The organism is Acidocella sp. (genome assembly GCF_028687955.1).
GTDB lineage: Bacteria > Pseudomonadota > Alphaproteobacteria > Acetobacterales > Acetobacteraceae > Acidocella.
Genome location: NZ_JAQTZC010000003.1, coordinates 15,085 through 38,550, shown reverse-complemented (window position 1 = coordinate 38,550; position 23,466 = coordinate 15,085). Strand labels below are relative to the sequence as shown.

The following is a 23,466-nucleotide window of genomic DNA, read 5'->3' as shown; positions in this document are numbered from 1 at the left end:
TCGCCTCCGTTAGATCGTTGATCGCCTGAGCATCGAACAACAGATCACGCCCAGGACGCAACACCCTTGGGTGATGCTGGCGCACCAGCTCGCGCAATTTGCGCGGAGAGACGCTGAAATAGGCGGCGGCTTGCTCCAGGGTTAGGGGGCGGTCAGGCATTGGCGATCTCCAGCAGCACGTCGGCATGACAGGGGGCGCCGAGCGCACACCAGCAAGCGAGGTTTTTGCCGCGCAGCGTGGGTAGGTGTTTGGCGGCATGATCCCGGACGGCGCGCTGTGCGTGATAAACCTCTGCGCTGCAACTAATGGTGAGATAGCCTGCGAGCATCATTTTATAGTGTTCCACGCAGTCGGCGGCGACGCTGAACTCCCCGACGACAAAGGGATTGCCCCATGGAGTTGTGCGGTCAACCTTCACGGTGTTCTCTGGCATCTTCCAGCCTTTGGCGCGGGAAAGGCGAATGCGGCGGGGGCGGTCAGGCATTGGGAAAGTCTTTTGCGCAAAGCTTCTCGCCCGGTAAAATCGCGGCTTTTGCACCTTGAGCGGTAATAAAAAAGACTGGATCATCGCCGGACAATACCGACCCTTTTCGCATGATGGCATCGCCGGATTTTACCATCTCCATGAGATTCGACCAATCTGTATGGCCGACACCTGCCACAAAATGGTTGCGGCAGGACGTTTTTTGCCCGTTTCGAAGTCCCAAAGCGTGGCGCGCAAGTTTTTTTTGTTCGTCGTTCACAACATCATCTCCACTTCAAAAAAACCAAGCTTGCCCCTGTAGGGCACAAAAGGCAGCGGTTTGGCGTTGCGCAGCACGAAGGCGTATGGACCTTGGAACCAAGGCGAACTGCTGGCGGTGATGCAATCCACGATCTCGGCCTCGCCGATGATGCCGCCCAGATCGAAGTGTTGCGGCGGATCGATGAAGGCCCATGGCCAGCCTCTTGCGTCAGTGGTAAATCCATCATCATATTTTTTGCCGGTATGGATGAGCACGCGGCCGCGAAATTTGGTGGGCCAGTCGCGGTTTTCCAGGTCTTTGTGACCATTGACGATGAGCCATGCCCAGGGCTGGCGGATGGATAGGGCGATGGGGAAACCGGAGGTGATCATTTCGCTTCCTCCTTGTCGATTAGGCGTTGAAACGCTGCAATACGCTCCGGGAGCGGCATACCCACTATTTCAGAAGCCTCCCGCAGCGCCTCAATCCGCGCCGCTTTCACGGCTTGGGCTACGAGGTGGTTGTGCGCCGCTAATACTGCATCCAGCTTACGCCGCATGCAGCTTCCCGGCACAACGCTGCGTAATTCTTCGAGCGTCTGCGGGCAGATTTTTGCGTCTATCAGCGCGGCGTAGAATAGCGCCTCTGGTAAAATTTGGGTGCTCATGCGCGGCACCATTTCTTGAATTTTGTGGTGAAAAAATGGAGCGGTTTTGCGGGAGTGGATGGACCGCGCCTCATGCAATTTGGCGCGGCGCCAGCGGTGGGCCAAAATCCAGTTGGCCGGGGTATGGCCGGAAAACTTAGGCCGAAATTCACTTTTGATCTCTTCAATGTACAGGACTGCACCTCCGAATAATCCACGGCGGAAACTGAAAATTCCCGTAGCCGTCCAATGCTCCGGCGTTGTGTTGATGAGCGGGCTATTCATCACGCCACCATCTTCTTAATCGCGCTCTCTATCGCCTTGGTGCTGGCGAATTTCAGCGTGGGGAGGATGTAGTCGTGGTTCAGCAGGCGCCCGAGGATGCCGCTGGTTACGTCCGCCGTGCGGGTGCTGGAGGTTATGCCGGCGGTGTGGGTGGCCTCGGCCACGGCCAGCAGCAAGGGTTTGCGCAGGCCGGCGAGGTCCTGCTCATCACGGATGGTCAGCCCGTGGTCCGCCTCATCACCGGCCACGCCGAGGGTTTTGGCCACGGCCTCGGCCAGGGGGTTATCGCCCAGCAACGCCTGGTGGCCGGATGGCGTATGCACCTGGCGCGCCACCACGGCGGCGAACAGCTCGGTGAGCGCCAGCACCTCCAACCCGCAGAGGTGCTTCCACAAAGCCAGCTCTTGCTTGGTCTCACCCAGATATTCGGGTGGCTCCACGCCCGCGAGATGCCTGGTGATGATGTTCTCGATCTGCTCGTCATCCTCGGGCATGTCATCGCTCCATCCGTATTTGCGGCTCAGGAGCACCACGCTCTGGGGACCCAGCAGCGCCATGATAACCAGGCGCATTGCATGGGTGTGCGCCTCGGCCACGGCGCGTTGCAGCGCCTGGGTTTTGCGCTGGTGGGCGTGGTAGATATGCGCCCTGGTGAACAGCTCGGCGGCGGGTTCATCCTCGGCGGGTGCCGTGGCGGCGGGTTCGGCGGTGGGGGCATCGTCATCCCCGGCATCCCCGGCGTCGGCGCGCTCGGCGCGGCCGGGGGCATCCAGGCGCATCTGCGCCTCGGGCGGCGGGGTCGCGGCTTTGGCGGCGTCGGCTTTCTCTTGCTCGGCCTGGCGGTGTATCCAGGAGATGGCGCCTGCGATTTCCTCGGTGGTGATGGTGTAATCAGTCTCGGCATCGTCAAACTCGGTGGCCTCGGTGATCTCGGCGCAATCGTAATCCGCCAGCGCGGTAAGCTGCGTTGTGTGCGGCTCGGCCGCGAGCAGGCGCGCTGCCTCTATGGTGATATAGCCCCGGCGCAGCAGCACCTTGGCGGGAACGACCAGATTGTTGGCGATCGCGAGACGGTGCTGCACATAGCGCTGGCTGCGGCCGATGCTGGCGGCGATCTCGGCCGTGGTCCATGTCTGCGGGTCCATGGCGTGGAGGGCGGCGATGCCGTCCGCCTCTTCCAGCGGCGGCACGTTCTCGCGCTGCAGATTGGCCAGCAGGCTGAGCATCTGGTGTGTTGCGGCATCCGTCTCGATGATTTTGACCGGGATGAGATCGGCATGGCCGTTGCGCTCAATCAGCAGTTTGATCGCGCGCCAGCGGCGTTCTCCATCGATGATCTCGAATTGCCCTGGCGCAAAGGCAGGCCGCGCCACAAGGTTTTGCAATAACCCGCTTTTGGCGATGCTCGCCGCCAGCTCCTCGATTTTGTCGTCATCAAAGGTTTTGCGCGGGTTATAGGCCGAGGGATGGAGAGATGCATGGTGCAGCTCCACGATGGACGCGCCAGGAGCAGCGCCGGGCAGCGTGGCGCGGTGTTTCGCCAGCGCGCGCGAGAGGCTGGCCTCATGCACGCCGGCGGCCTGCGCCTCGGCGGCGGCGGTGAGCGACGGGTCCGCCTCCAGGCGCGCGGCGATGGCGGCGATTTGCTCAGGCGTTAGTTTGGGTTTGGGGGCCATGGCTGATGCTTTCAGGTCGAGAGGTCGAGATTATCGATCACGATGTTGATGTGTGTCCCGTCGCCGGCGTCGATCGCCGCGATCAGGTCGGCTTTTGAATAAGTGAAGCCGCAAGCTACCAGGCTTCTGCCGGTCCGGCGCGTAAGTTCCGTTAGAAGCTCTTGCGTTGTCAGCTCGTAGAGGTAATCGGAAACATCGAATGATATGGTTGCCATTATGTGGCGCTTTCACGCGAACGGCGTTCGCGGCGGTTGAAAAAAACGGCTGGTTTTACCAGAAGAGAGCGATACTCAGGGCGAGAATGCCCAGCGCCGTGAGCGCTGCCGCCGCGGCGGTTTTGTCGTTGTGGGTCATAGCGCCATCACCAGCGCATCGTAGACCATCGCGGCGGCGATGAGGTATTTGGCCACCGCCATGAAGGCGAGGCCGAAGACGAACCCCAGGAGCGCCACGGATTTATAGCGCGGCTGCATCGGTGCCTCCGGCGTAAAGCGGGGCGAGGTCGCGCAGCGCGGCCTCGGTACGGGCGCAGGCTTGGGCGTACACCGGGTTGGTGGTGAGGTGGGCGCGCAGCTCGGCGATACTATCAGCCAGAACCAGCACCAGATCGGACGAACAGCGCGGGTTGCGCAGCGAGCAGAGGATAAGATGGCCGGTGCCCCACGGCAGGTTCGAGAGGTCTATGACGCGGCTGAAGGGCGTTTCAAAGATCATCAGGCAACGCCTCCAGGCTCGGGGAGATCCTCGGACGGCATCTCATCGTTGCAAGTGGCGTAGGCGAGGCCCAGGTGAAACATCGCGAAGCCCTCGGCCACGCGCAGATTGGTGACGCTGCGCTCCGCCTCAACGCGCTCATGGCGGGCTTTCAGCGCCTGCTCGATCGCCTTGAGCAGGCGGCCGGTTTTATCGGGCGGCTGGTGCATCATGCGGCGCTCGGCGGCGTGTCATCGGTGGGGATCGACCGTGCAATGCGGTTCAGCGCCCAGCTCTGGATGGGCGGCATCACCACGTTCTCAGGGTCGCGGATGTTGTGCGGCGTTACCGAAAGGCGCGTGCCATCATCCAGCGCCACCAGATAGCCGTGCAGCGCGCCCATGTGCAGGTGACGGGCAAGGCACTGGCCCATGCCCAGCGGCTCGCCGTGGAAATTGACCACCATGACGCGGGTGGGCTCCATCGTCTCGCTGAATGTGCAAGGCGGGCGACCGGCGTTCGCGGCGGGGGGAGATTGCGTAAGCATGATGCCTCCATCGGGTTGATGGAAGCGTTATCCACGTTATGTGGAACTCATGTCAAGAAAAATCCACGATATGTGGTTTAGTGGGTCAACGCCCTAAGTTTTTCTCGGTTCGTGCAGGGTTCCGTGGGGTTTTGCACGCAGCTTGGGCACTGCGCCTGGCAGCCGAGGGGGCCCAGGACGTTTTTGCATCGGCCATTCGGCGGTTGGCGCGTGAATGACCGCGCCAAGTTCGGCGCATTTTTGCTCAAGGATATCCGAATAGTCGTTAGGTATGCCCCGCATGGAGCCGCCGTAGATGAAATCTGGCCCGATCCCGAACAATTGGAGAATACGAACCATGACCTCCGGCGCCGGGAAGCGTTCTCCAGTCTCCCAGTTGTTGTAACGTGTGGGCGTGCACCCAAGTTTTGCCGCAAACGTGTCCTGCCGGTCAAAGCCGAGCGTGAGGCGCACGGCTTTGAGTCTGAGTCCTGCCATCATCATGATGTCTTGCGGTTTTTTCACTTTTGTCATGCCACCAATTGTGGGCCGTATGCTTATAAAACTCTCTCCACATAATGGTTGCATGGAATCCACGTTATGTGGTTTAAAACCGGCATGGAGATCAGAGACCTCATTCTAGCATTGGGCGGTCCGGGGCCATTAGGCGCGGAAATAGGGGCGTCTCCCAAGGCCGTGAGCATGTGGGGCACGCGAAATGAAATACCGGCGGCATTCCATATTTCCGTCTGGCGCGTCGCCAAGCGTCTCGGGGTGAACTGGGCACCGGAGAGCGCCTCCGGTCTCGATATAGTGGGATCAGCCTTGTGAATAACATGGAACGCACCGTGACGGGATTTCCTCACCCCGTCATGCGGATGCGTTACGCCCGGCTGGTGAGTGGCAAGACTCCCGGCCGGGCAGGCGTGGGGCTAGTTGGCCGAGACCGGACGAACGTCAGTGAATTTGAAGGTAAAGGCTGGATTTTTCATGGCACCGTCCATGGTAAGGCTTTGTTCCTCAAGACAATCCTTTTTGTTTACAAATACCCTGCCGCTGAAATAGACCTGCTGCCCCACACTGAGGGCGGAGGCTTTGGTGAGCAGGGCGGTTCCTGGCTGAATGAGGGTGTTGTCGCCGATATCGGACAAATCGTTGTTCCAGGTGGTGAAGATGGTATTGCCGCTGATCGCGATCGCCAAAACGCCTTTGCCATCATTGTTGGAACTCAGGGTTTGCACTATGCCTACCCAGTTGTTCAGTTGAAATGGGTCTGCGGCGCCATTGAGAGCCGCCATGACGTGGCAGATTTCGCGGGCGCGTGCAGGGCGAAGAGCACCTTGAGCCATTTGGTTGGGGGCGGCGTCGTATTTGGCGGCGTAGTCATTCACGATGCTTATAATTTTAGCTTCCATAGGCGGCACCGGAACGGCTGGCGCCGCCGTTTGCTGAATGGCTTGAGCTGCCCCCGCCGGTTCAGTTTGGTTGTTGGGTTGGTTGGCTGCGGGTTGGTTGTTTCCGCCGATGGCGCTGACGACAAACACGATAACCAAAAGGGCCAGGGCGGCAACAAAAAACGATTTTATAACCTTCATGAGTTTTCTCCTTCCCGGCCTGATTACCGGCGGCGCAACAATCCTGCGTTGCGGTTGGGTTGGCAAGGGGAGACCCCAGCTTTCGCTGGGGTGACTATGTTGCCGGTGGTGGCGGCATGAAGACCATCGGCCAGCTTGTGCGCGGCGTGGTGGCGCGGTGCGCCGAGGCGGTGGTGGCGGCGGCTGAGGATGAGTATCCCGGCCCGGCGTTGCGCTGGCTTGAGGATTTCCGCGCCGGGTTGGATACCATGCCACAAGTGCCCGGTTATGTTGTGCTGCCCGGTGCCGATGCCCCGCAATATGCGCAGGCTCGGCCGGTTTGGGAGCGTGTATCCACGCCGGAGAGCGTGGCCGCCGAAATTAAACGTGAAGGGAAGCGGGGATGACGCGCCAGTGCGATTTGCAGATGCGGAACGGTTTGAAAACGGCGTTCAAGCGGGTGGTGGCGGACCTCGGCGGCCTCGCCTGCGCGGCGAGCTGCACGCGCGTTAGCCCCAGCCATCTCTCCGATTACGGCAATGTGGAATCTGACAAGATGCCGCCGCTGGATGTGGTGCTTGATCTGGAGTTGATCTCGGGCCGCCCGCACGCCACCAGCGCCCTGGCGGCGATGCAAGGCCGTGCGCTGGTGGTGGTGGAACCGTTGCGCGCCAAGAGCGACCTTGCGGTGCTGATGGCTCGGATCGGCCAGGATGCCGGGGTGTTGTTCGGCGATATCTCCACCGCGCTCTCGCACCGGCGCATCTCGGACCGGGAGCGCCGCAAGCTGCAGGATGATCTGCGCGAGCTGATAGATGCCTCCCGCGAGGCGCTGGAATATGTGGGCCGCGCGGATGAGGCGCGGCCGTGAGCATAAACTGGGATGATGAAAACAATGTGCGCAGGTTGCGCGCTTTTTGGGCTGATGGGCTTACGGGCAGCGAAATCGCCGAAAAAATGGGGACCAGCAAGAATTCCGTGCTGGGCAAAGCGCACCGGCTGAAATTGCCCGCGCGGTGCAGCCCGATAAAGCGCGATGGTGCGCGGGCGCCGGTTAAAAAGATCGAGCGGCTTCCTGGCACAATGGTGGAGCGCGTTCGCCGCCCCGTGCCGGTGGAGGCGGTGCGCGCCATGCCGCCGGTTGAAGTTGTGGCCAGCACCATGCGCCCCAGGCCGTGCTGCTGGCCCTTTGGCGACCCGCGCAAGCCGGAGTTTAGGTTTTGCGAGGCGCCCGGCGTGCCCGGCAAACCGTATTGCAGGCAACATCAAGAATTAGCGACAGTGAGGAGTGCGGCATGATCGAGGTGAATGTTAATGTGCGGCTGGAGTTTGGGCTGGCGGCGGAATTGCTTTTTAAATCCATGGCGGCGTCGCTCCTGCATGGTCCGGCTCCGGTGCAACCAAATTCCGTGGGGCCAGCGCCACGGAACGGCGCGGATGCGGAGGTTGCCTCCAACGGCCAGTCTCCCGCCGCGCCCGCTGCTGGCGTTTCCTCCCTGAACTTGCCGCCGGAGCCAAAAGCTCCGGCGGTCTTTTCGCAGCCAGGGGCGAAGCATCCGCGCGATAAATGGTCTGATGACCGTGTGGCGCTGCTGATTGAGATGCGCGCGGAAGGGCATGACTGGCATACAATCATGAGTGAGGTGAATTGCCTGGCGGGGCCGCCGGTGACCACCGCGAATGCCGTATCTGTTAAATTCCACAAGCTCCGCCTTGAAGGAATTCTGCCGCCGCGTGTGCTGGCGGTTGCCAAAGTGCCGGAAGTGGTTGCGGAACCGCCGCTGGTGGTGGCGAGCGTGCCGGAGGTGGTTGCCAAAGCGCCGGAACCTGTGGCGCCGCTGCCGCCGGTAGCGCCCGCGCCAGCGCCCGCGCCGCCGCCTGCCGCCGCCAAGCCGCTGAGCGGCCATAAAATCCGCGTCTCCATTGACGAAGCGCGCGCCTGGGCGGCGCAACGCGGGATTTGCAACGGGTTCGAGAGCGATCTGGACATGAAGGTGGTTAACACCAAGCGCGTGGCCTTGGGTCTGCCGCTATTCGAGCTGCAACGCGGGCGGGGTGCGTGATGGAAGACCTCGAACGGATAATCTCGTGGTGCCGCGGGCGGTTTGTTCTGCAGGCGCAGGCCGGGCGCTTTCCGCATGGCCGCGCGGTGTATGCGCCCACCCTAGCGTTCGCCTCGCTCGCCGTGGCGGCGCAGGTGGTGGTGGAAAAGGCTGATGATGGCGCGGTGATCTGGCAGCTTCACCCCAGGCCGGATGAAGCGAGCCAGAAAAGCTGGGTGTGGTTGCTGGCGGTGCGCGCCGGGTATTCCGCCCGCAAGCTGGCGCTGCTCGGCACGCTCGACTGGCAGGAGTGGAAAAACGCCGTGGAGGATGACCCGGCGCTGGAATGCTACGCCAACGCGGTTTTTGGGCCGGATATTATTGATCTGGTGGCGTACTCGCTGGATTTCGCGCGATGCTACGGCACGCTGCTGCGCAATACCTGCGTGCTCGGCTCGCCGCAGCATCCGGCTGATGCCGGTGCGCCGGTGCGGGTGTTTCGCGGGGTGGATGCCTGGTTTCGTGCGGGATGCGCGGGCGTGGTGCTGCTGGGCGATGAAGAAGAGAATATCCATTGGCTGCGCCAGTGCGCGGGTGGAATTGTCACCGATGACGTGGCGCACGGCCAGGCGCTGCAAAAAAAGCTCAAGCGCGCCTATGACGGCCCGCAGATATTGGTGGCGGCATGAGCGCGGCGCCGGTTTCGCTCGCCCAGGCAAGGCGCAAGCGCAACATGGATAACCAGATGCCAGAAGATGAAACAGAGCTTGCATGCCCGGTAACGCCGCTGGGGCATTTTAACGGCAAGTTCTGGTTCCTCAACATCGTTGGCGAGAAGCGCGATTTGTCGGCTCGCCAGCTGGGCGCGCGGGCAGAGCTGGCGGCGCTGTTTTTGGGCGATATGGCATGGCTCGAGCGCAGCTTTAAGGCTTTTACGCCCGAGGGGCAGCCTAACGGCTTCAAAATCTCGAAAGCATGCGAGTATCTGATGTCCGCCTGCCGCGAGGCGGGGATGTTCGGCGAGCATGTGATCATCCGCCGGCCTGGGGTTTGGTTGGGCGAGAACGGCGTGCCGGTGGCCCATTGCGGCGATGCGCTTTTCATCGAGGGTGAAAAATTCCCCGCCGGGCAGAAAGTGGCCGGGCAGATCTTCGCCACCGCGCCGCGCATGGCCTATCCAGCGGCAAAACCGGCGGACGTGCTGGTGGCGCGGGATTTCGCCGATGATATCCGCAATTTTTGGAAGCTGGCGATCGAGGGCGGCGAGATCATCGCGCTCGGCCTGGTTGGCCAGGGATATCTCGCCGCGGCGCTGAGCTGGCGCGCCAACGGGTTTATCTGCGGCGGTTCCAACTCCGGCAAGAGCAAATTGCTTGAGCTGCTGCACGGCATGGTGCCACTGAGCCATTATACCAACGAGACCAGCAAGGCCGGCGTGGAGGGCGCGGTGGCCGGGCGGGCGCTGCCGATTTTCATTGATGAAAGCTCAGACCGTGCCGGTGGGCAGGGCGCGCAGGTGCTGCTGGATATGGTGCTCTCATCAAGCAGCGGCGAGGGCACAAAAGGCCATCGCGGCACGGTGGACGGCGGCGTGCGGACGATTGAGGTTGTCGGCAGCGCGATCATGGCCAGCATCAATCCGCCGGAGATGCAGCCGCAGCATCGCTCGCGCTTTGCTATCGTGGAGCTGCTCCGGCCGGATGAGGGCGAGGATAACACCGCGCCGATGAATGCCGCCATCGCGCGCGCCAAGGCGGCGGGGCCTGCGTTGTTTGCCAGGGCGTTGCAGGGATTTAACCGCTACAAGGATTCGCTGGGCGCATTCCGCACCGCCTTGGGCGCCGCAGGCTGCGTGGCGCGCGAGATGGACCAGCTCGGCGCGATATTGGCCGGCTATTGGGTGCTGGCCGAAAATGGCCTGCCCGATGCCATTACGGCGATGCAATTGGTGAAGATGGTCGCTGGTTTTATCGTGGGTGCGGAAGAGATGCGGCAAGATAGCGCGCCGCGCGCCGTACTGGCGATGCTGCTCTCCAAAGTGGTGAAACTGGACCGCAGCACGGATGAGGATTCAATCGCCAAGCTTCTCCGATTATGTTTCGGCGACCTATCGGAAGAAACCGCATTGCGCGAGCAGTATGTGCGGGTATTATCGCGCTGGGGGATTCGTCCGGTGCGCGCCTGCGACCTGGTGGACCGCCAGGGCCGCGCGGTGCCGCGATTGGCCGAGGGTGACGGTTTATGGATTGATGACAGGTGGCAACCCCTGAAAGCGATCTTCGCAGGTACGCCCTATGACGGTGGGCGCTGGATTATGGAGCTGAGGCGATTGCCGTCGGCGAAAAAGGCGCGTGAGAACGTGAGGGTAAGTGAAATCGGGCCTGGAAAGGCGATCTGGATTTCCTGGGCCGATATAGATGGCCATTCCGAAGATTAACCTGTGACCTGTGACCGTTTTGAAAGAGGCTGTGACCGCCCTGTGACCGGAGCTGTGACCGCTTAACGCCTTGATTTTGGCTGCTGTGACCCTGTTACCCCTAAAAACGAACGCGCTAAGAAAACGGTTTTCGACCACTGTTTTTTTCTTTGTAGCAGGTTAAGGCGGTCACAGGGTCACAGCTTTTACTAAACTATTGATATATAAAGGTAATAACTGTGACAAATAGCTGTGACCGCCCTGTGACCGATTGTGTTTCTGTGACCGCCAGCGAGGAGTACATTATCGCCCGTTTGGAACGTGCCGGAAAGACGCTTCTGGCGATGCCTGACAAGGGGTACAAGCCAGGGCTGGCACAAAGGCAGCATGAGATCGTGCGCAGCATCTGGGACGCATTCAGCTGGACCAACGCGCCGGTTCTGCGCGCACCCGCCCCCACGATGGAAGATATTCGCGTGATGGACGAAGTGCTGCCCGATTGGGTGCTGTTGATCCCGGAAAGCAAGGTGGAAGTGCGCCGGATCGTGCAATGCCGGTTGATGGTGCATCCGCTGAGCGGCGTGCACATGTACCCTTGGCGGCGCCTGGGTGAGGTGATGCACATGGATTATAAGGGCGTGCAGCGGAGGCACGCGCAGGGGATAAAAATAATTTACGAGGGGCTTCTCAAACGCCTCACGAACGGCTATGAAAACGGCTCTGGTGCAGAGATGCGCCACTGAACCAAACCCGCCAGCGAAAGCTCGGCGGGTTTTTTGTTGGGAGCTTGAGTGGCCTTTATTTCGTTCAGGGACACCGCAGAGGCGTTGCGGGAGGATTTGAAGGCGGAGTTCCAAACCAAGATGCCGTTTGCCTGCGTTGTGGCGCTCACGCGCACCGCCAACAAATGCCGCGACCTGATGAAAGGCCATATCGAAAAAGCCTTCGACCGGCCAACCCCCTACGCCATTAACGCCGCCCGCGCTGTGCCCGCAACCAAGCAGACAATGGCCTCCGCCGTGCTGCTGCGCGAGTTCGGCGGCAAGGGCACGCCGGCGGAGTATTTCCTCGGCCCAGAAGTGGACGGCGGCCCACGCCGCCAGAAGCGGTCGGAAAAGGCGTTGGCCTCGGCACAATATCTGCAACCCGGCGGGTTTCTTGTGCCGGGTAAAGGTGCCGCGATGAACCAGTATGGCAACCAGCAAAGCGCCGAGGTTGTGAAAATACTCTCGGTATTGCGGGCTTTTGGTGAACGTGGCTATCGAGCCAACCGCACAAAAGGCTGGGCGCATAAGAGTGAAGTGGGGCAAATCTTTGCGGTGCGCGTTGGCGATAACGTCAACGATCTCAAGCCGGGAGTTTACCGCAGGACAGAAACCGGCGTGGTCTGCCTGATGCGATTTGTGAAGAAAACTCCCGAGTATCGGGTGAGGCTCCCGTTCGATGCGCTGGTGCAGGCAGATGCAGCACGCATCTTCCCCGAAGAACTCAAGATCGCACTGTACTCGTTTCTATGAAAAGCCGCGGGTCCCTCCTGCCCAAATCCGCCCACCGGGGTAATTCAAACCCCGGTTTTGGTCGCGCTTTGCGGATTGAAAAATCCATTTTTTGTTGTGGTTTGTGCTGATGGTCGAGGTGAACCTGGATCAGCTTTCTCAGCAGCTCCAATGCTCCCTGCCGACCGCCCGCAAGCTCATCCAGGACTATCCTGACCTGCCTGTGATCGAGCGCGGCGGCATGGGGAAGCAATGGCGGTTTGATGCTGGCGCCGTCATCGCCTTTCTGCAGGCCAAGCGCGATGAGGAGCTCGCCCTCGCTGCTCAGCGCAACGAGGCTCTGGCCCAGCTCACCCTGCCGATCTCGCGGCGCGATGAGACCGGCGCCGAGGTTTCCCTCGATGACAAGCTCAAAGCCGTCAAACTGCGCGCCGCTGAGCGTGAGGAACTGAAGGAAAGCCGCTTCCTGGTTCCCACACATGAGGTCCGCGACGCGCTCGAAAAAGCGTTCCGCCGCTACGGCCAGATGCAGAACAGCGCGCTCGATCGTGTCTGTAAGGCCCATAACCTGCCGGAAGCCGTCAAGCGCGTGCTAGAGCGTGAGTTTGCAGAAGCGCGAACGGCGTTCGTTCGCGACACCACGGCGGCCCTGGCGACGAAGGAGGATGGCGATGAGCCTCGCTCTCTCTTCGGGTAATTTTGCTTCCGGCGCGCACCTGGTCGCCGAGGCGCTCAAGGCGTTTCTGCCGGCCGAGCCTGTCAACGTGGCGGACTGCGCGGCGGCGCACCGCTGGCTGAGCAACGAAGGCGGCGGCTACGTGGGCCGGTGGAACCACGACCAGGCGCCCTTTCTCATGGAGCCGATGGATTTACTCTCTGAAACCGCATACCCCACCCAGGTGGTGGCTGGCCCCGGCCAGTGCGGCAAATCCGAAATCGGCCGCAACTGGTTATTTGCCTCTGTGATCTCGGACCCAGCGGATTTTCTCTGGTATTCCGGCTCTGAGCCGCAGGTCACCACCGAGTCGAAAATCAACATCACGCGCATGATCCAGGATCACCCGGAGCTGCGCGCCATCCTCTCGAACAACAGCCTGTTTTTTAAACGTTTCGGCTCGATGTCCGTGCAATTCCTCGCCGGCATCATGTCAAATTTTATTGCCAAAAGTGCCCCACGTATCTTGGGCGACGAGTGGGACGCCATTTGTAAGGGCGTACCGAACGCGAAATCCTTGCTCGATGTGCGCCGCCAGACCTTTGGTGAGCGTTCCAAGCTGCTGTGCCTCTCCCATCCTGATCTCGCCGAGGGCCTGGAGCCGCAGGATTGGAATGCTGGCATCATGGAGCTGTACCGCGACAGCGACCGCCGCATCTGGGTCTGGCAATGCCCGGAATGCGGTTGCTACAGCTCGCCCAACCCCACGGCCGCACGGGTGATGACGATCCATTATAACGATCGCGCCCCCGATGATGAGATCCGCGACATGGCGCGGTTGCTCTGCCCGGTGAATGGCTGCCTCATCGAGGACAGCCAGCGCTACGCCATGAACCTCACCGGCCGCTGGATCGGCCAGGGCCAGCAGATCGATGAGGATGGCACCGTGACCGGCGCGCTGGTCAAGCGCGATATCGCCGGGCATTGGATTGTGGGCGCGATGTCGCCCTTCATTTTTGGCGGCATCGGCGGCTTGGCCGTGGCCCGCGTGCGCGCCGAACGCAAATATGCGATCGATAACGATCGCCGGGCGCTCAAGGAGGTCATCTCCAAGCAATGGGGTATGCCGCTTGCCCGCCAGAAAAATGCCGATACCATCGACGCCACCATGCTGGCCGACCGCGCCGAGGCGGATCTGGTTTTGGGCGTGGTTCCCGCCTGGGTGTGCTTCATCACGGTGTTTATTGACGTGCAGGGCAGCCGGTTTGAGCTGCTGGCGCGCGGCTGGGGCGATGGCGGCCGCTCCACCGTGGTTGATTTCCGCCGCATAGAAGCCTCTCCAGGCACCTCGGCGGCGGATTGGAACGATATGCTCAAGCTGGCTACCACAACGGCATGGCCGCTCGCCGGGCAGCCTGGGCGTGGCATGAAGGCGCTGGTGGTAGGGTTTGACTCCGCCGGTGCGCCGGGTGTCACCACCCAGGCGTATGATGCCTGGCGCCGCCTGAAAGCGGCAAGGGGGCTGCGCATGCTCGGCCGTATCGATGGCCGCCCCGCTTGGTCCGTGCTGCCCATGAAGGGCGCATCCACGCTCCAGGCGCCGCGCCTGCAGGTGGTCTATCCCAACGCTCAGCGCGGGGACCGTCTCGCCCAGGCGCGCGGTGAAGTGCCGCTTGGCGTGTTCAACCCCAACAATTTCAAGGATGACCTTAACGGCCAGCTCATCCTGGCCGAGGATGTGCCCTGGTCTGTCCGCTTTCCGCGCGCCTTGGCTGCCGACAAGCCGCCGCATCCGTGGTTCGAGCAGCTGGTGGCGGAAGACCGTCAACAATCCGGCCGCTGGGCGCGCCGCCAGGAAGGTCAGCCCAACGAGGCGCTGGATTTGATGGTGGGCACGCATGTGCTCGCGTTTTTGTTCGGCATCAGCCGCTTCCGCTGGGATGCGCTGCCGGTATGGGCGCGCGATTGCCCCGAGAATTTTAACTTGGTTTCCCTCGATGCACCCCCCGAGAGCAGCCCGAGCGCGCCCGTGCAGCCTGAGACGGCACGGGCGCCGGCGTCTCGCATCCCGCTTTCGCAGAGGCTCGCATGAGCGGCTGCACCACCGTCTGGGTGCAGGCTCCGCCGCCGGTGCCAAGCGCCTTGGCCGGCGTGCCCCAGGTCACGCTCCAGCTCTGGCTGAGCGGCGCGCAGAACGCCATGAACGTGCTGATGACCGGGGCGCAGGTGGTTAACGTGCAATATGCCGAGGGCTCCGGCCACCGCCAAGTTACCTACACGCGCGCCAAAATGAGCGATCTGCAAATGTGGATCACCCAGCTCACCTATGCCCTGGGCACCCGTGCCCGCCGCCCCATAAGGTTTGGATTTTAATGCCGATTTTTGACGCGGCGGGCGATGTTGTGCAGCCCGCGACGATCCGTGCCGCCAAGCTCCAGGCGATGACCGGCGCCCGCAACGGCGGCGTGCCGTATGATGCGGGCAAATACGCCACCACCGAGATGGATGACTGGCATCCCGGCCTATGGTCGCCGGATGTCGAGATCAACCCGTGGCGAGACCGCATCGTGGGCCGCATCCGCGACCTGGTGCGCAACGATGGCTGGGCCAGCGGCGGCGTTACGCGGCTGTTGGACAGTGCCATCGGCGGTGATTTCAAAGTGGTTTCGCAGCCGGACTGGCGCGCGCTCGCGCAGATGGGCTGTGCGGCCGATAGCGTATGGGCCGAGGAATTCGGCCGCGCCGCCGAGGCGCTGTGGCGCACCTGGGCCTATGACCCCAGCCGCTTTTGCGACGGGGCGCGCCGCCTCACCATCCCGCAGCTTTTCCGCCTCGCGTTTCGCCATAAGCTGGTGGACGGCGAAGCATTCGCGGTGCTGCTTTGGATACCCGAACGCATGGGGTTTGGCCGCGCCTCCTACGCCACCGCCCTGCAGATCATCGACCCGGACCGCCTGAGCAATCCGGACATGATGTTCGATACCGAAAACCTGCGCGGCGGCGTTGAGATTGACCATTACGGCGCCGCCCTGGCCTACCATGTGCGCCGCGCGCATGAGGGCGATTGGTACGATGCCGCAAAATCGCTGGTTTGGGACCGGCTACCCCGCGAATCTGAGTTCGGGCGCCCGATCGTGCTGCATGATTACGATGCCGACCGCGCCGGGCAGCACCGCGCCGCAGGTGGCATTCTCACCCCCGTGCTGGCGCGCATGAAGATGCTGGCGAAGTATGACGACACCGAATTGCAGGCCGCCGTGATCAACGCGATGTTCGCCGCCTTCGTTGAAAGCCCGATGGACCCGGCGCTGGTGGCGGACGGCCTGGTGGGCGATGTCGGCTCGTATCAGGAGCAGCGCGCCGGTTTCCATAACGATCGGAAATATCAGCTCAACGGCTCACGCATCGCCACGCTGTTCCCCGGCGAAAAACTGCAAATGGTCAACGCCGCGCGGCCCGCCGCGAATTTTCCGGCCTTTGAGTCCGCGATGCTGCGCAACGTCGCCAGCTCGCTGGGCATGACCTATGAGCAGCTCTCGCAGGATTGGTCGCAGGTAAATTATTCCTCCGCCCGCGCCGCCCTGCTGGAAAGCTGGAAAACCATGGCGCGCCGCCGCCAGGACTTCGCGGCCGGGTTTGCCTCGCCGGTGTTCGGCGCATTCCTTGAGGAAGCGATGGACTGGGGCGAGCTGCCGCTGCCCGCCAATGCGCCGGACTTTTTGGAGGCCCGCGCCGCCTATTCCCGCTGCCGCTGGATGGGTCCGCCCCGTGGTTGGGTGGACCCGGTGAAGGAAGCCCAGGCGGCCGTGCTGCGCATGGACGCGGGTTTGACCACGCTGGAGCAGGAATGCGCCGAGCAAGGGCTGGATTGGGAAGAAGTGCTCGCCCAGCGCGCCCGTGAGGTCGATATGTTCAAGACACTTCAACTGGCGCTGCCCGATTGGGGCGGGGCCGAGATCGCCGCGAAAACGGAGCGCCCGCAATGAATAATTTTCCGCATTTGGCTGCGCGCGTTTTTAATCGCCCGGTGGCGATCCACCCGCAAAAAGCCGAAATCATCGTTTCCGCGATTGCCGACCGGCTGGGCGTCTCGCGCATCGTGGGCGGCAACCATGATTTCCAATCGCTGAGTTTTGGTAATTTGCAGACATCGGAGCAAGCTTTTGGTGAGGGTGACCCGAATGACCGTGGTTATGATGCCGTGGGCGGCGTCGCGGTGATTCCGGTGCGCGGCACGCTCGTGCATCGCCTGGGGTATCTGCGCAGCTATTCAGGGATGACCGGCTATGACGGCATCCGCCAGGCGTTTTTTGCGGCGTTGGCAGATCCTGCGGTAAAGGCGATCGCCTTTGATATTGACAGCCCCGGCGGCGAGGTTGCCGGTGCGTTTGATCTGTCCGATGAGATTTTCGCGGCGCGCGGCATCAAGCCGCTATGGGCAATTCTCGATGAGAGCGCCTATTCCGCCGCTTACGCCATCGCCTCGGCGTGCGACCAGATCACGGTGCCGCGCACCGGCGGCACCGGCTCCATCGGCGTGGTGTGCATGCATGTCGATTATTCCAAGGCCATCGAGCAGGCGGGCATTACCGTCACGCTCATTCAGTACGGTGAGCATAAAACCGACGGCAACGAATATATGCCGCTCGGCGCTGCGCAAAAGCAGATCCAGAACGAGGTGAACGAGGTGGGCGAGATGTTCGTCTCCACGGTCGCGCGTAACCGCAACGTGTCTGTGTCGCGGATCAGGTCCACCCAGGCCGCCTGTTTCATGGGCCAGGATGGTGTCGCCGCGGGCCTGGCGGATGCCGTGATGCCGCCGGATGCGGCTTTCCGGCAATTGGTACAACAGCTTTAACGATTGGAGATTACGATGACGACAAAAACCGCCCTCCTGGCGGCGACAAGCCCGTTTGCCCATTTCCTGGGCCTCGGCACCCGCGCCGCCGCACCCGCGCCCGCTCCGGCACCGGCCAAACCGGCCAAGCCCGCGCCGGTGGAAGGTCAGGATGATCCTGACACCAAGCCGAACGATCCCAACGCGGACCCGGACGCGGACCCCGATGCGGACCCTAACGCGGACCCCGATGCGGACCCTAACGCGGACCCCGATGCGGACCCTAACGCGGACCCGGACGCGGACCCCGATGCGGACCCTAACGCCGATCCCGATCAGGCCGGCGATGACGACGAGGGCGACGATACCTCGGACAACCGCGAGATGAAGCCCAAGTCCAAGGCCCGCGCCGCCCGCCTGCGCGAGCGTGCCCGCTGCGCCGCTATCTTCCGCGACAAATCCGCCAGCACCAACGTCGCGCTGGCTTGCGAGCTGGCCTTCAACACCTCGCTCTCGCGCTCGGCAGCCGTGGCGGCCCTGCGCAGCGCCGGCACCGCGCGCGGGCGCCTGGGGCAGATGATGCACGGCGTGGTGCCGCCGGTGAATGCCGGCGCCGCCGCCGGCCCGGCGCCGGGCAGCGCGGATGCGCTGGTGGCGCAAATCATGAACGCTGGCAAATCTGCCCGCAAATAACAGGAGAATTTCAATATGTCCGCTTTCGTTTCCAATTTTGGCCCCTCCAGCGCCAATGAAATCTATGTGCCGGATCGGCTGATTGCCGGGGTATTCCCCACCGTCACCGATACGGTGAACATCGCCGCTGGGCAGCAGCTTACGCGCGGCGCGCTGCTCGGCATGGTCACCGCCTCCGGCAACTACATCCTCTCGCTCTCCGCCGCCGCGGACGGCTCGCAAAACCCTGTCGCCGTGCTGGCTGACAATATCGACACCACCGCGACCGGCTTTAACGCCGTTACCCCGGCGCCGGTGTATCTGACCGGCGAATTCAACGTCAACGAGATGACGTTGGGCACCGGCTTTGCCTACCCGGCCATCAAGGCCACGCTCCGCCCTCTCTCCATCTTCATCAAGCAGGGCCAAGTGGCCACGCCGATTCTGTAAAGGGACAATTTTATGGATATTTTTGACACGAACGTGCTGGTGGGCGTGGTTAAAAACCTCATCACCACGCCAACCTTCATGCTCGATACCTTTTTTAAGGGTACGATCGAGAGCGAGGAGGAATTTCTTTCGGTGGACGTGGACCTCGGCCTGCGCCGCATGGCCCCCTTCGTCTCGCCGCTGGTGGAAGGCAAGCTCGTTGAGAGCCGCCAGGTGCAGACCAACACCTTCCGCCCCGCCTACATCAAAGACAAGCGCGCCCCGGACCTCAAACGCCCGGTGCGCCGCATGATCGGCGAGCGGATTGGCGGCGATATGTCCAACCGCGAGCGCATGATGGCGAACCTCAAGTTCGAGCTGCAGGACCAGACGGACATGATCAACCGCCGCCTGGTGTGGATGGCCTGCTCCGCGTTGCAGACCGGCACCGTAACGGTGACCGGCGACGGATACGAGACCCAGGTGGTGAATTTCAACCGTGACTCCACGCTGACCGTGGCGCTCACCAGCACGGCCACCTGGGCCGTGGCGAATGTTAATCCTGCGGCACCCGCGACGCCAACTGCCTCGCCCACCCAGGATCTGGATAATTGGGCCGCGCAGATCCTCAAGCTCTCCGGCTCGGTGCCCACCGATGTGGTGTTCTCGCTTGGCGCCTGGCAGTTGTTTTTGAATGATCCGGTGTTGAAATCCGTGCCGCTTATCACCGCGTTCGAGCGCAAGGCGACCAAAAACGTGGATCTGACAGGCGGAATCGGTGGCCAGCCGAAAATGAAAGGCGTGCAGTACAAAGGCGCCTGGGGCGATTACGATCTGTGGATCTACAATGACTGGTATATCGACGTGAACGGCGTGCAGCAGCCAATGATGCCGGGCAACCAGGTCATCATGGGCTCTGAAGATATCCAGGGCACGCGCATGTTCGGCGCCATCATGGACCCGCAGTTCGACTATGGCGCGCTCGCATTCGCGCCGAAGTCCTGGATCAAGGAAGACCCGGCGCAGCGCTACATGATGATGCAGTCTGCCCCTCTGGTGGTGCCGGAGCGGCCGAACGCCAGCTTCTGCGCAACCGTCGCTTAAACCGAAGCCAGGAGATAAAAAATGGCGGATATCAAAGTAAAAGCCTTGATGACCATCCACGGTGGCACCAAGGATAGCCGCGTGACCTATCCGCGCGGCAGCACGTTCACGGTGCCGAGCGCCGAGGCCGAGCGGCTGATGCTCATCGGCGCGGTCAGCATCTCCGGCGAGCGGGCGGAGCCTGTGCCGCTCCCGGCCGAGGTGCAGCCCACCGAAGCCACCAAAAAATAACGAACGCCGTTCGTTTGATCTGAAATAGCCGCGCTTTCGGGCGCGGTTTTTTATTGGGGGTTTTCATGGACGAATCCAACGATCTGCCCGCGCGGGTGCGGGCGGCGGTAGTGATCCGCTATCACGTTCCCGGCACTTTCCCGCCGCGCTACAACGCCATTGCGGCGGGCACGGTGTTTGCCTCCGCCGATCTGCCGGAGGCGGATGTGCGCCACATGCTGCGCCAGAAAACGCTGGTGGCGCATGATGGCGCGTTGGCCGTGGCGGACGAGGAATAGGCTGTTGATCGATTTCAACAGCCTCACCCTGGCGCCGTGCATCGCGGTGTTCGGCCAGCCGGTGGTGTATCAACCGGCGGCAGGCGCGCCCATTGCGCTCACCGGCATCTTCAACGCCGTGGCCACTGAGGATAAGATCAGCGGTGACGGCCAGGTGGTGCAAGTCGTTACGCCCACGCTGGCGATCAACGCGGCGGACCTGCCCGCCGGTGCGCCGCTGCCGGTACGCAACGAGCTGGTGCAGGTAAACGGCACGCTCTGGCAGATTGCTGAGCCGGTGGCGGACAATTTCGGCCAGTTGCTGCTTAAGCTCAAGCGGGTGACGCAATGAGCGATGCGTTCGGCGTGGTGGGGGCCGGGGCTGATTTGTGCAGCCAGCTGCGCGCCCGCGCGCAAACGCTGCTGCTGGCGGCCAATACGCTGGCGCTGGCGCAGGTGGAGACCTCGCGCGATGATGCTTTCACCGGAGATGATCCGTTCGCCATCGCCATCTATACGCCGAAAATTTCGCGGACATGGCTGGGTGATTCGCCGTTGCAGTTCACCGCCAAAATCAACCTGGCGATCGTGGCGCGCGTGCTGGCGCCGAGCCTTAAGCAGGTAGAGACCGATGCCGATACGTTGCGTGTACAGATCGAGCAAGGGTTGCTGAGCAGCCCGGCGTTTTATGCGGCGCCCATGGAGCGCATCAACAGCATCGACACCACCATCGAATTTCCGGGCAACAATGAGCAGCATGAGGCGCAGGTGACCATGCTGCTGGAATGCCAATGCACAGACGTGTTCGCCCCGAACCTCACGGCGGCGCCTGCGCTGGCAACCGTGAACGCCACGGTGCCCAACGCCACCGTCCCGCCGGGTACGCTGCCCGCGGATAATCTCATCGGCGCCACCATCATCATCCCATAAGGAGCTTCATCGTGTCTCAATCTGTTGGCGTGCCTTTTCAGAATATCCCGGCCGGTTTCATTCCGCCGCTGTTTTATGTTGAGTTCAACAACCAGCTTGCCGGTGTGCAGGGCAACACGCAACAGCCCGCGCTGTTGATCGGCCAGATGCAGGCATCCGGCACGGCCACCGCTGGTGTGCCGGTCTACATCGCTTCCCAATCCGCCGCGATGAACCTGTTCGGCAAAAATTCGCAGCTCGCGCGCATGTGCGCCACCTATTTCAATTCCGATCCGGTGGGGCCGCTCTACGCGTTGCCTCTGGCCGATGCAGCAGGCAGCGCGGCAGCCACCGGCACCTTCACTATCACCGGCCCAGCCACGGCGGCGGGCACGTTCTACGCCGCCGTGGGGCGCTTTACCGTGCCGGTGGGCGTGAGCGTGGGTGATACCGCGACCGTGATCGCCGCCAACATCGCGGCGGCCATCAATGCGCTGGTGCTCATCCCTGTCACCGCCGCCGCCGTGGCGGGTGTGGTCACCTTCACGGCCGTTAACAAAGGGTTGCAGGGCAATAACATCAACCTCGCCATCAACCCGCTCGGCCCCGTGGCCGGGCAGGTGCTGCCGGCGGGCGTTGGCGTTACCATCGCCGCCATGGCGGGCGGCGCCACCGATGCGGATCTGGGCACCGTCGCCGCCAGCATTGGCGATCAGCAGTTTGATTTTATCGGCCACCCTTACGGCGAGACCGCCCAGATGGGCGAGATGACCACGGCGATGAATGACACCACCGGCCGCTGGGCCTGGAACCGCCAGGACTACGGCCATGTGTGGACAGCCACGCCCGGCACCATCAGCAGCCTGCTCACCTACGGCGGCACGCTGAACGACCAGCATGCTGACTGCCTCGGCATCATTGGCTATTTGGCGGACCCGGTGGATTTTGTGGCGGATTGGATGGGTGCGGCGGCGGTGAGCCTGCGCAACTTGCCCAGCCAGCCACTGCAAAGCCTCAAACTCTCCACCGTCACCGCGGCGCCCCGCGCCAACTGGCTCACCCTGGCGCAGGAAAACACGCTGTACGCCGCCGGCATCGCGCTGCCGCGCTCGGACAGCTACGGCAACGTGACCGTCGGCCAGGACGTGACCACCTACAAAACCAACGCATTCGGCCAGCCGGATGCCAGCTACCGCTACCCCACCACGCTATTCACGCTCATGGCGATCACCCGCCAGATCAAATCCGCGCTGGTCACCAAGTTTGGCCGCTCGCTGCTGGTGCCGGACGGCACGCGCGCCGGGCAGAATGTGCCGGTGGTCTCGCCCGTGGTCGCGCTGGCCGAGATCATCGCGCAGTACCACATTATGGAGGCCAACGGCCTGGTGGTGAACGCCGCGGCGATGGCGCAGGCCACCACGGTGGCGATCAACGCAACCAACCCGAACCGGCTTGATATCGTCTGGCGGCCTGAGTTGGCCAACGGCCTCTCGATGATGGCGATGATCAACCAGTTCATCCTCAACCCGGCGCAAGCTGTTTAATAAAGGGTCACACAAATGGCATCCAATGCACTCGGCGGCACCGCTTTTTTGAAAGTGGACGGCCAGCAGTTTCTCTTGCGCGGCAGTTTCAAGGTCTACCCGAACACGATCGAGCGCACCGGCGTGGCCGGCGCCGATGGCCCGCATGGCTACACCGAAAAATACAACGTGCCGAGCATCGAGGGCGACATCTCCGATTCCGGCGGCCTCTCGATCCAGGCGCTTACCGGCATCACCAACAGCACCGTGACGCTGGAGCTGGTGAACGGCAAAACCTACGTGCTGAGCAATGCATGGTATTCTGGTCAGGCGAACCTCGATGGCGTTACCGGCTCGCTGCCGGTGAAGTTCGAGGGCATGCGTTGTGCTGAAATTCTGGCGGCGGGAGCGTAAGCCATGAAGCTGAGCAAGCCGATTGAGGCGCACGGGCAGACGGTGACGGAATTGACCTTTCGCGAACCGAATGGCGGCGATCTGGCGCGCAACGGGTTTATCTACAAAGTCGAGAGCACCGGCAATAAGGTGATCGACACGCGCGCCATCGCCGGAATGATTTCGGATATGGCATCCATTCCGCCCTCAAGCGTGGCGCAGATGAGCGTGATTGATTTCTCCCGCGCCATGGGCGAGGTGGTGGGTTTTTTCACGGATGCGGAGACCCCGAGCACATCCTAGAAACCTATTTTGACCTCGCGAATTTCTGGCAGGATTTGCGCGAGGTGATGGCTCTGAGCCTCTCAGAGCTTGA

Annotated in this window: 35 protein-coding genes; 23 read left to right on the top strand and 12 right to left on the bottom strand. The window is 62.3% G+C overall.

What is annotated here, in order from left to right; genetic code table 11:
- Window positions 1–152: 152 nt before the first annotated feature.
- The 12 genes from PHE40_RS00840 to PHE40_RS00785 all read right to left on the bottom strand — a co-directional run bounded on the left by PHE40_RS00840 (window position 153) and on the right by PHE40_RS00785 (window position 6,147).
- Complete coding sequence (locus tag PHE40_RS00840) at window positions 153–485, bottom strand: DUF4326 domain-containing protein (protein WP_299956648.1); 333 nt, start codon at window positions 483–485, stop codon at window positions 153–155.
- Window positions 478–744 carry a hypothetical protein gene (locus PHE40_RS00835; RefSeq protein WP_299956645.1) on the bottom strand — a complete coding sequence of 89 codons (267 nt, stop codon included), beginning with the start codon at window positions 742–744 and terminating at the stop codon, window positions 478–480. Before PHE40_RS00835 ends, PHE40_RS00840 begins: the two co-directional genes overlap by 8 nt.
- Window positions 741–1,118, bottom strand: coding sequence for an ASCH domain-containing protein (locus PHE40_RS00830; protein ID WP_299956643.1), 378 nt, complete (start codon window positions 1,116–1,118; stop codon window positions 741–743). Before PHE40_RS00830 ends, PHE40_RS00835 begins: the two co-directional genes overlap by 4 nt.
- Window positions 1,115–1,657 carry a hypothetical protein gene (locus PHE40_RS00825; RefSeq protein WP_299956641.1) on the bottom strand — a complete coding sequence of 181 codons (543 nt, stop codon included), beginning with the start codon at window positions 1,655–1,657 and terminating at the stop codon, window positions 1,115–1,117. The genes PHE40_RS00830 and PHE40_RS00825 overlap by 4 nt, the downstream gene beginning before the upstream one ends.
- A complete protein-coding gene (locus tag PHE40_RS00820) occupies window positions 1,657–3,333 on the bottom strand; it encodes a ParB/RepB/Spo0J family partition protein (protein WP_299956639.1) in 1,677 nt (558 codons plus the stop codon). The genes PHE40_RS00825 and PHE40_RS00820 overlap by 1 nt, the downstream gene beginning before the upstream one ends.
- 11 nt (window positions 3,334–3,344) lie before the next feature.
- Window positions 3,345–3,548, bottom strand: a complete 204-nt coding sequence (locus PHE40_RS00815; RefSeq protein ID WP_299956638.1) for a hypothetical protein — start codon at window positions 3,546–3,548, stop codon at window positions 3,345–3,347.
- A gap of 135 nt (window positions 3,549–3,683) precedes the next feature.
- Window positions 3,684–3,806 carry a hypothetical protein gene (locus PHE40_RS00810; RefSeq protein WP_299956635.1) on the bottom strand — a complete coding sequence of 41 codons (123 nt, stop codon included), beginning with the start codon at window positions 3,804–3,806 and terminating at the stop codon, window positions 3,684–3,686.
- Window positions 3,790–4,047: a hypothetical protein gene (locus PHE40_RS00805; RefSeq protein WP_299956632.1), complete on the bottom strand. Its 258-nt coding sequence runs from the start codon at window positions 4,045–4,047 to the stop codon at window positions 3,790–3,792. The genes PHE40_RS00810 and PHE40_RS00805 overlap by 17 nt, the downstream gene beginning before the upstream one ends.
- Window positions 4,047–4,259: a hypothetical protein gene (locus PHE40_RS00800; RefSeq protein WP_299956629.1), complete on the bottom strand. Its 213-nt coding sequence runs from the start codon at window positions 4,257–4,259 to the stop codon at window positions 4,047–4,049. Before PHE40_RS00800 ends, PHE40_RS00805 begins: the two co-directional genes overlap by 1 nt.
- A complete protein-coding gene (locus tag PHE40_RS00795; RefSeq protein ID WP_299956626.1) occupies window positions 4,256–4,573 on the bottom strand; it encodes a hypothetical protein in 318 nt (105 codons plus the stop codon). Before PHE40_RS00795 ends, PHE40_RS00800 begins: the two co-directional genes overlap by 4 nt.
- Before the next feature lie 93 nt (window positions 4,574–4,666).
- On the bottom strand, window positions 4,667–5,086 hold the full coding sequence (locus PHE40_RS00790) for a helix-turn-helix domain-containing protein (protein ID WP_299956623.1): 420 nt from the start codon (window positions 5,084–5,086) through the stop codon (window positions 4,667–4,669).
- A gap of 398 nt (window positions 5,087–5,484) precedes the next feature.
- Window positions 5,485–6,147 (bottom strand): hypothetical protein, encoded by a 663-nt coding sequence (locus PHE40_RS00785; protein WP_299956620.1) that lies wholly within the window; start codon window positions 6,145–6,147, stop codon window positions 5,485–5,487.
- 116 nt (window positions 6,148–6,263) lie between these two features.
- On the opposite strand from PHE40_RS00785, the gene PHE40_RS00780 reads away from it, so the two are divergent.
- The 23 genes from PHE40_RS00780 (at window position 6,264) to PHE40_RS00670 (ending at window position 23,393) form a co-directional block, all read left to right on the top strand.
- Complete coding sequence (locus tag PHE40_RS00780; RefSeq protein ID WP_299956617.1) at window positions 6,264–6,533, top strand: hypothetical protein; 270 nt, start codon at window positions 6,264–6,266, stop codon at window positions 6,531–6,533.
- A gap of 20 nt (window positions 6,534–6,553) precedes the next feature.
- Window positions 6,554–6,997 carry a phage regulatory CII family protein gene (locus PHE40_RS00775; RefSeq protein WP_299956614.1) on the top strand — a complete coding sequence of 148 codons (444 nt, stop codon included), beginning with the start codon at window positions 6,554–6,556 and terminating at the stop codon, window positions 6,995–6,997.
- On the top strand, window positions 6,994–7,425 hold the full coding sequence (locus PHE40_RS00770) for a GcrA family cell cycle regulator (RefSeq protein ID WP_299956612.1): 432 nt from the start codon (window positions 6,994–6,996) through the stop codon (window positions 7,423–7,425). The genes PHE40_RS00775 and PHE40_RS00770 overlap by 4 nt, the downstream gene beginning before the upstream one ends.
- Window positions 7,422–8,189, top strand: a complete 768-nt coding sequence (locus PHE40_RS00765; protein WP_299956609.1) for a hypothetical protein — start codon at window positions 7,422–7,424, stop codon at window positions 8,187–8,189. The genes PHE40_RS00770 and PHE40_RS00765 overlap by 4 nt, the downstream gene beginning before the upstream one ends.
- On the top strand, window positions 8,189–8,857 hold the full coding sequence (locus PHE40_RS00760) for a hypothetical protein (protein WP_299956606.1): 669 nt from the start codon (window positions 8,189–8,191) through the stop codon (window positions 8,855–8,857). Before PHE40_RS00765 ends, PHE40_RS00760 begins: the two co-directional genes overlap by 1 nt.
- Window positions 8,854–10,605, top strand: a complete 1,752-nt coding sequence (locus PHE40_RS00755; protein WP_299956603.1) for an ATP-binding protein — start codon at window positions 8,854–8,856, stop codon at window positions 10,603–10,605. The genes PHE40_RS00760 and PHE40_RS00755 overlap by 4 nt, the downstream gene beginning before the upstream one ends.
- Window positions 10,606–10,865: 260 nt before the next feature.
- Window positions 10,866–11,327 (top strand): hypothetical protein, encoded by a 462-nt coding sequence (locus tag PHE40_RS00750; RefSeq protein WP_299956600.1) that lies wholly within the window; start codon window positions 10,866–10,868, stop codon window positions 11,325–11,327.
- Between the two features lie 96 nt (window positions 11,328–11,423).
- The gene (locus tag PHE40_RS00745) at window positions 11,424–12,101 is read left to right on the top strand and encodes a hypothetical protein (protein WP_299956597.1); all 678 of its coding nucleotides are present in this window, start codon (window positions 11,424–11,426) and stop codon (window positions 12,099–12,101) included.
- Window positions 12,102–12,204: 103 nt separating this feature from the next.
- Window positions 12,205–12,777, top strand: coding sequence for a hypothetical protein (locus PHE40_RS00740; RefSeq protein ID WP_408838239.1), 573 nt, complete (start codon window positions 12,205–12,207; stop codon window positions 12,775–12,777).
- Entirely contained in the window at window positions 12,752–14,827 is a 2,076-nt protein-coding gene (locus PHE40_RS00735; protein WP_299956594.1) for a terminase gpA endonuclease subunit, read from the top strand. Before PHE40_RS00740 ends, PHE40_RS00735 begins: the two co-directional genes overlap by 26 nt.
- On the top strand, window positions 14,824–15,108 hold the full coding sequence (gene gpW / locus PHE40_RS00730; protein WP_299956591.1) for a gpW family head-tail joining protein: 285 nt from the start codon (window positions 14,824–14,826) through the stop codon (window positions 15,106–15,108). Before PHE40_RS00735 ends, gpW begins: the two co-directional genes overlap by 4 nt.
- Window positions 15,108–16,721: a phage portal protein gene (locus PHE40_RS00725; RefSeq protein WP_299956588.1), complete on the top strand. Its 1,614-nt coding sequence runs from the start codon at window positions 15,108–15,110 to the stop codon at window positions 16,719–16,721. The genes gpW and PHE40_RS00725 overlap by 1 nt, the downstream gene beginning before the upstream one ends.
- Complete coding sequence (locus tag PHE40_RS00720) at window positions 16,718–17,593, top strand: S49 family peptidase (RefSeq protein ID WP_299956585.1); 876 nt, start codon at window positions 16,718–16,720, stop codon at window positions 17,591–17,593. Before PHE40_RS00725 ends, PHE40_RS00720 begins: the two co-directional genes overlap by 4 nt.
- A gap of 15 nt (window positions 17,594–17,608) precedes the next feature.
- Window positions 17,609–18,265 (top strand): hypothetical protein, encoded by a 657-nt coding sequence (locus tag PHE40_RS00715; RefSeq protein WP_299956583.1) that lies wholly within the window; start codon window positions 17,609–17,611, stop codon window positions 18,263–18,265.
- Window positions 18,266–18,280: 15 nt separating this feature from the next.
- Window positions 18,281–18,694, top strand: a complete 414-nt coding sequence (locus PHE40_RS00710; RefSeq protein ID WP_299956580.1) for a head decoration protein — start codon at window positions 18,281–18,283, stop codon at window positions 18,692–18,694.
- Between the two features lie 12 nt (window positions 18,695–18,706).
- Window positions 18,707–19,777, top strand: coding sequence for a major capsid protein (locus tag PHE40_RS00705; RefSeq protein ID WP_299956578.1), 1,071 nt, complete (start codon window positions 18,707–18,709; stop codon window positions 19,775–19,777).
- A 21-nt stretch (window positions 19,778–19,798) separates the two neighbouring features.
- Window positions 19,799–20,008, top strand: coding sequence for a hypothetical protein (locus tag PHE40_RS00700; RefSeq protein ID WP_299956576.1), 210 nt, complete (start codon window positions 19,799–19,801; stop codon window positions 20,006–20,008).
- A 65-nt stretch (window positions 20,009–20,073) separates the two neighbouring features.
- Window positions 20,074–20,286 (top strand): hypothetical protein, encoded by a 213-nt coding sequence (locus tag PHE40_RS00695; protein WP_299956573.1) that lies wholly within the window; start codon window positions 20,074–20,076, stop codon window positions 20,284–20,286.
- 4 nt (window positions 20,287–20,290) lie between these two features.
- Window positions 20,291–20,617 carry a hypothetical protein gene (locus tag PHE40_RS00690; protein WP_299956570.1) on the top strand — a complete coding sequence of 109 codons (327 nt, stop codon included), beginning with the start codon at window positions 20,291–20,293 and terminating at the stop codon, window positions 20,615–20,617.
- The gene (locus PHE40_RS00685; RefSeq protein ID WP_299956567.1) at window positions 20,614–21,195 is read left to right on the top strand and encodes a hypothetical protein; all 582 of its coding nucleotides are present in this window, start codon (window positions 20,614–20,616) and stop codon (window positions 21,193–21,195) included. Before PHE40_RS00690 ends, PHE40_RS00685 begins: the two co-directional genes overlap by 4 nt.
- Window positions 21,196–21,206: 11 nt before the next feature.
- On the top strand, window positions 21,207–22,718 hold the full coding sequence (locus PHE40_RS00680) for a phage tail sheath subtilisin-like domain-containing protein (RefSeq protein WP_299956564.1): 1,512 nt from the start codon (window positions 21,207–21,209) through the stop codon (window positions 22,716–22,718).
- 15 nt (window positions 22,719–22,733) lie between these two features.
- Entirely contained in the window at window positions 22,734–23,111 is a 378-nt protein-coding gene (locus PHE40_RS00675; RefSeq protein WP_299956561.1) for a phage tail tube protein, read from the top strand.
- A gap of 3 nt (window positions 23,112–23,114) precedes the next feature.
- The gene (locus PHE40_RS00670) at window positions 23,115–23,393 is read left to right on the top strand and encodes a phage tail assembly protein (protein ID WP_299956558.1); all 279 of its coding nucleotides are present in this window, start codon (window positions 23,115–23,117) and stop codon (window positions 23,391–23,393) included.
- Window positions 23,394–23,466 lie beyond the last annotated feature (73 nt).

What these genes read in the sequence shown, in the direction of transcription:
- gpW (WP_299956591.1), top strand. Translation starts at nt 14,824, where the DNA reads ATGAGCGGCTGCACCACCGTCTGGGTGCAGGCTCCGCCGCCGGTGCCA.
- PHE40_RS00775 (WP_299956614.1), top strand. Translation starts at nt 6,554, where the DNA reads ATGCGGAACGGTTTGAAAACGGCGTTCAAGCGGGTGGTGGCGGACCTC.
- PHE40_RS00735 (WP_299956594.1), top strand. Translation starts at nt 12,752, where the DNA reads ATGAGCCTCGCTCTCTCTTCGGGTAATTTTGCTTCCGGCGCGCACCTG.
- PHE40_RS00800 (WP_299956629.1), bottom strand. Translation starts at nt 4,259, where the DNA reads ATGATGCACCAGCCGCCCGATAAAACCGGCCGCCTGCTCAAGGCGATC.
- PHE40_RS00720 (WP_299956585.1), top strand. Translation starts at nt 16,718, where the DNA reads ATGAATAATTTTCCGCATTTGGCTGCGCGCGTTTTTAATCGCCCGGTG.
- PHE40_RS00815 (WP_299956638.1), bottom strand. Translation starts at nt 3,548, where the DNA reads ATGGCAACCATATCATTCGATGTTTCCGATTACCTCTACGAGCTGACA.
- PHE40_RS00755 (WP_299956603.1), top strand. Translation starts at nt 8,854, where the DNA reads ATGAGCGCGGCGCCGGTTTCGCTCGCCCAGGCAAGGCGCAAGCGCAAC.
- PHE40_RS00825 (WP_299956641.1), bottom strand. Translation starts at nt 1,657, where the DNA reads ATGAATAGCCCGCTCATCAACACAACGCCGGAGCATTGGACGGCTACG.
- PHE40_RS00790 (WP_299956623.1), bottom strand. Translation starts at nt 5,086, where the DNA reads ATGACAAAAGTGAAAAAACCGCAAGACATCATGATGATGGCAGGACTC.
- PHE40_RS00725 (WP_299956588.1), top strand. Translation starts at nt 15,108, where the DNA reads ATGCCGATTTTTGACGCGGCGGGCGATGTTGTGCAGCCCGCGACGATC.
- PHE40_RS00795 (WP_299956626.1), bottom strand. Translation starts at nt 4,573, where the DNA reads ATGCTTACGCAATCTCCCCCCGCCGCGAACGCCGGTCGCCCGCCTTGC.
- PHE40_RS00820 (WP_299956639.1), bottom strand. Translation starts at nt 3,333, where the DNA reads ATGGCCCCCAAACCCAAACTAACGCCTGAGCAAATCGCCGCCATCGCC.
- PHE40_RS00765 (WP_299956609.1), top strand. Translation starts at nt 7,422, where the DNA reads ATGATCGAGGTGAATGTTAATGTGCGGCTGGAGTTTGGGCTGGCGGCG.
- PHE40_RS00675 (WP_299956561.1), top strand. Translation starts at nt 22,734, where the DNA reads ATGGCATCCAATGCACTCGGCGGCACCGCTTTTTTGAAAGTGGACGGC.
- PHE40_RS00670 (WP_299956558.1), top strand. Translation starts at nt 23,115, where the DNA reads ATGAAGCTGAGCAAGCCGATTGAGGCGCACGGGCAGACGGTGACGGAA.
- PHE40_RS00830 (WP_299956643.1), bottom strand. Translation starts at nt 1,118, where the DNA reads ATGATCACCTCCGGTTTCCCCATCGCCCTATCCATCCGCCAGCCCTGG.
- PHE40_RS00840 (WP_299956648.1), bottom strand. Translation starts at nt 485, where the DNA reads ATGCCTGACCGCCCCCGCCGCATTCGCCTTTCCCGCGCCAAAGGCTGG.
- PHE40_RS00700 (WP_299956576.1), top strand. Translation starts at nt 19,799, where the DNA reads ATGGCGGATATCAAAGTAAAAGCCTTGATGACCATCCACGGTGGCACC.
- PHE40_RS00760 (WP_299956606.1), top strand. Translation starts at nt 8,189, where the DNA reads ATGGAAGACCTCGAACGGATAATCTCGTGGTGCCGCGGGCGGTTTGTT.
- PHE40_RS00705 (WP_299956578.1), top strand. Translation starts at nt 18,707, where the DNA reads ATGGATATTTTTGACACGAACGTGCTGGTGGGCGTGGTTAAAAACCTC.
- PHE40_RS00685 (WP_299956567.1), top strand. Translation starts at nt 20,614, where the DNA reads ATGAGCGATGCGTTCGGCGTGGTGGGGGCCGGGGCTGATTTGTGCAGC.
- PHE40_RS00785 (WP_299956620.1), bottom strand. Translation starts at nt 6,147, where the DNA reads ATGAAGGTTATAAAATCGTTTTTTGTTGCCGCCCTGGCCCTTTTGGTT.
- PHE40_RS00710 (WP_299956580.1), top strand. Translation starts at nt 18,281, where the DNA reads ATGTCCGCTTTCGTTTCCAATTTTGGCCCCTCCAGCGCCAATGAAATC.
- PHE40_RS00780 (WP_299956617.1), top strand. Translation starts at nt 6,264, where the DNA reads ATGAAGACCATCGGCCAGCTTGTGCGCGGCGTGGTGGCGCGGTGCGCC.
- PHE40_RS00715 (WP_299956583.1), top strand. Translation starts at nt 17,609, where the DNA reads ATGACGACAAAAACCGCCCTCCTGGCGGCGACAAGCCCGTTTGCCCAT.
- PHE40_RS00805 (WP_299956632.1), bottom strand. Translation starts at nt 4,047, where the DNA reads ATGATCTTTGAAACGCCCTTCAGCCGCGTCATAGACCTCTCGAACCTG.
- PHE40_RS00810 (WP_299956635.1), bottom strand. Translation starts at nt 3,806, where the DNA reads ATGCAGCCGCGCTATAAATCCGTGGCGCTCCTGGGGTTCGTCTTCGGC.
- PHE40_RS00695 (WP_299956573.1), top strand. Translation starts at nt 20,074, where the DNA reads ATGGACGAATCCAACGATCTGCCCGCGCGGGTGCGGGCGGCGGTAGTG.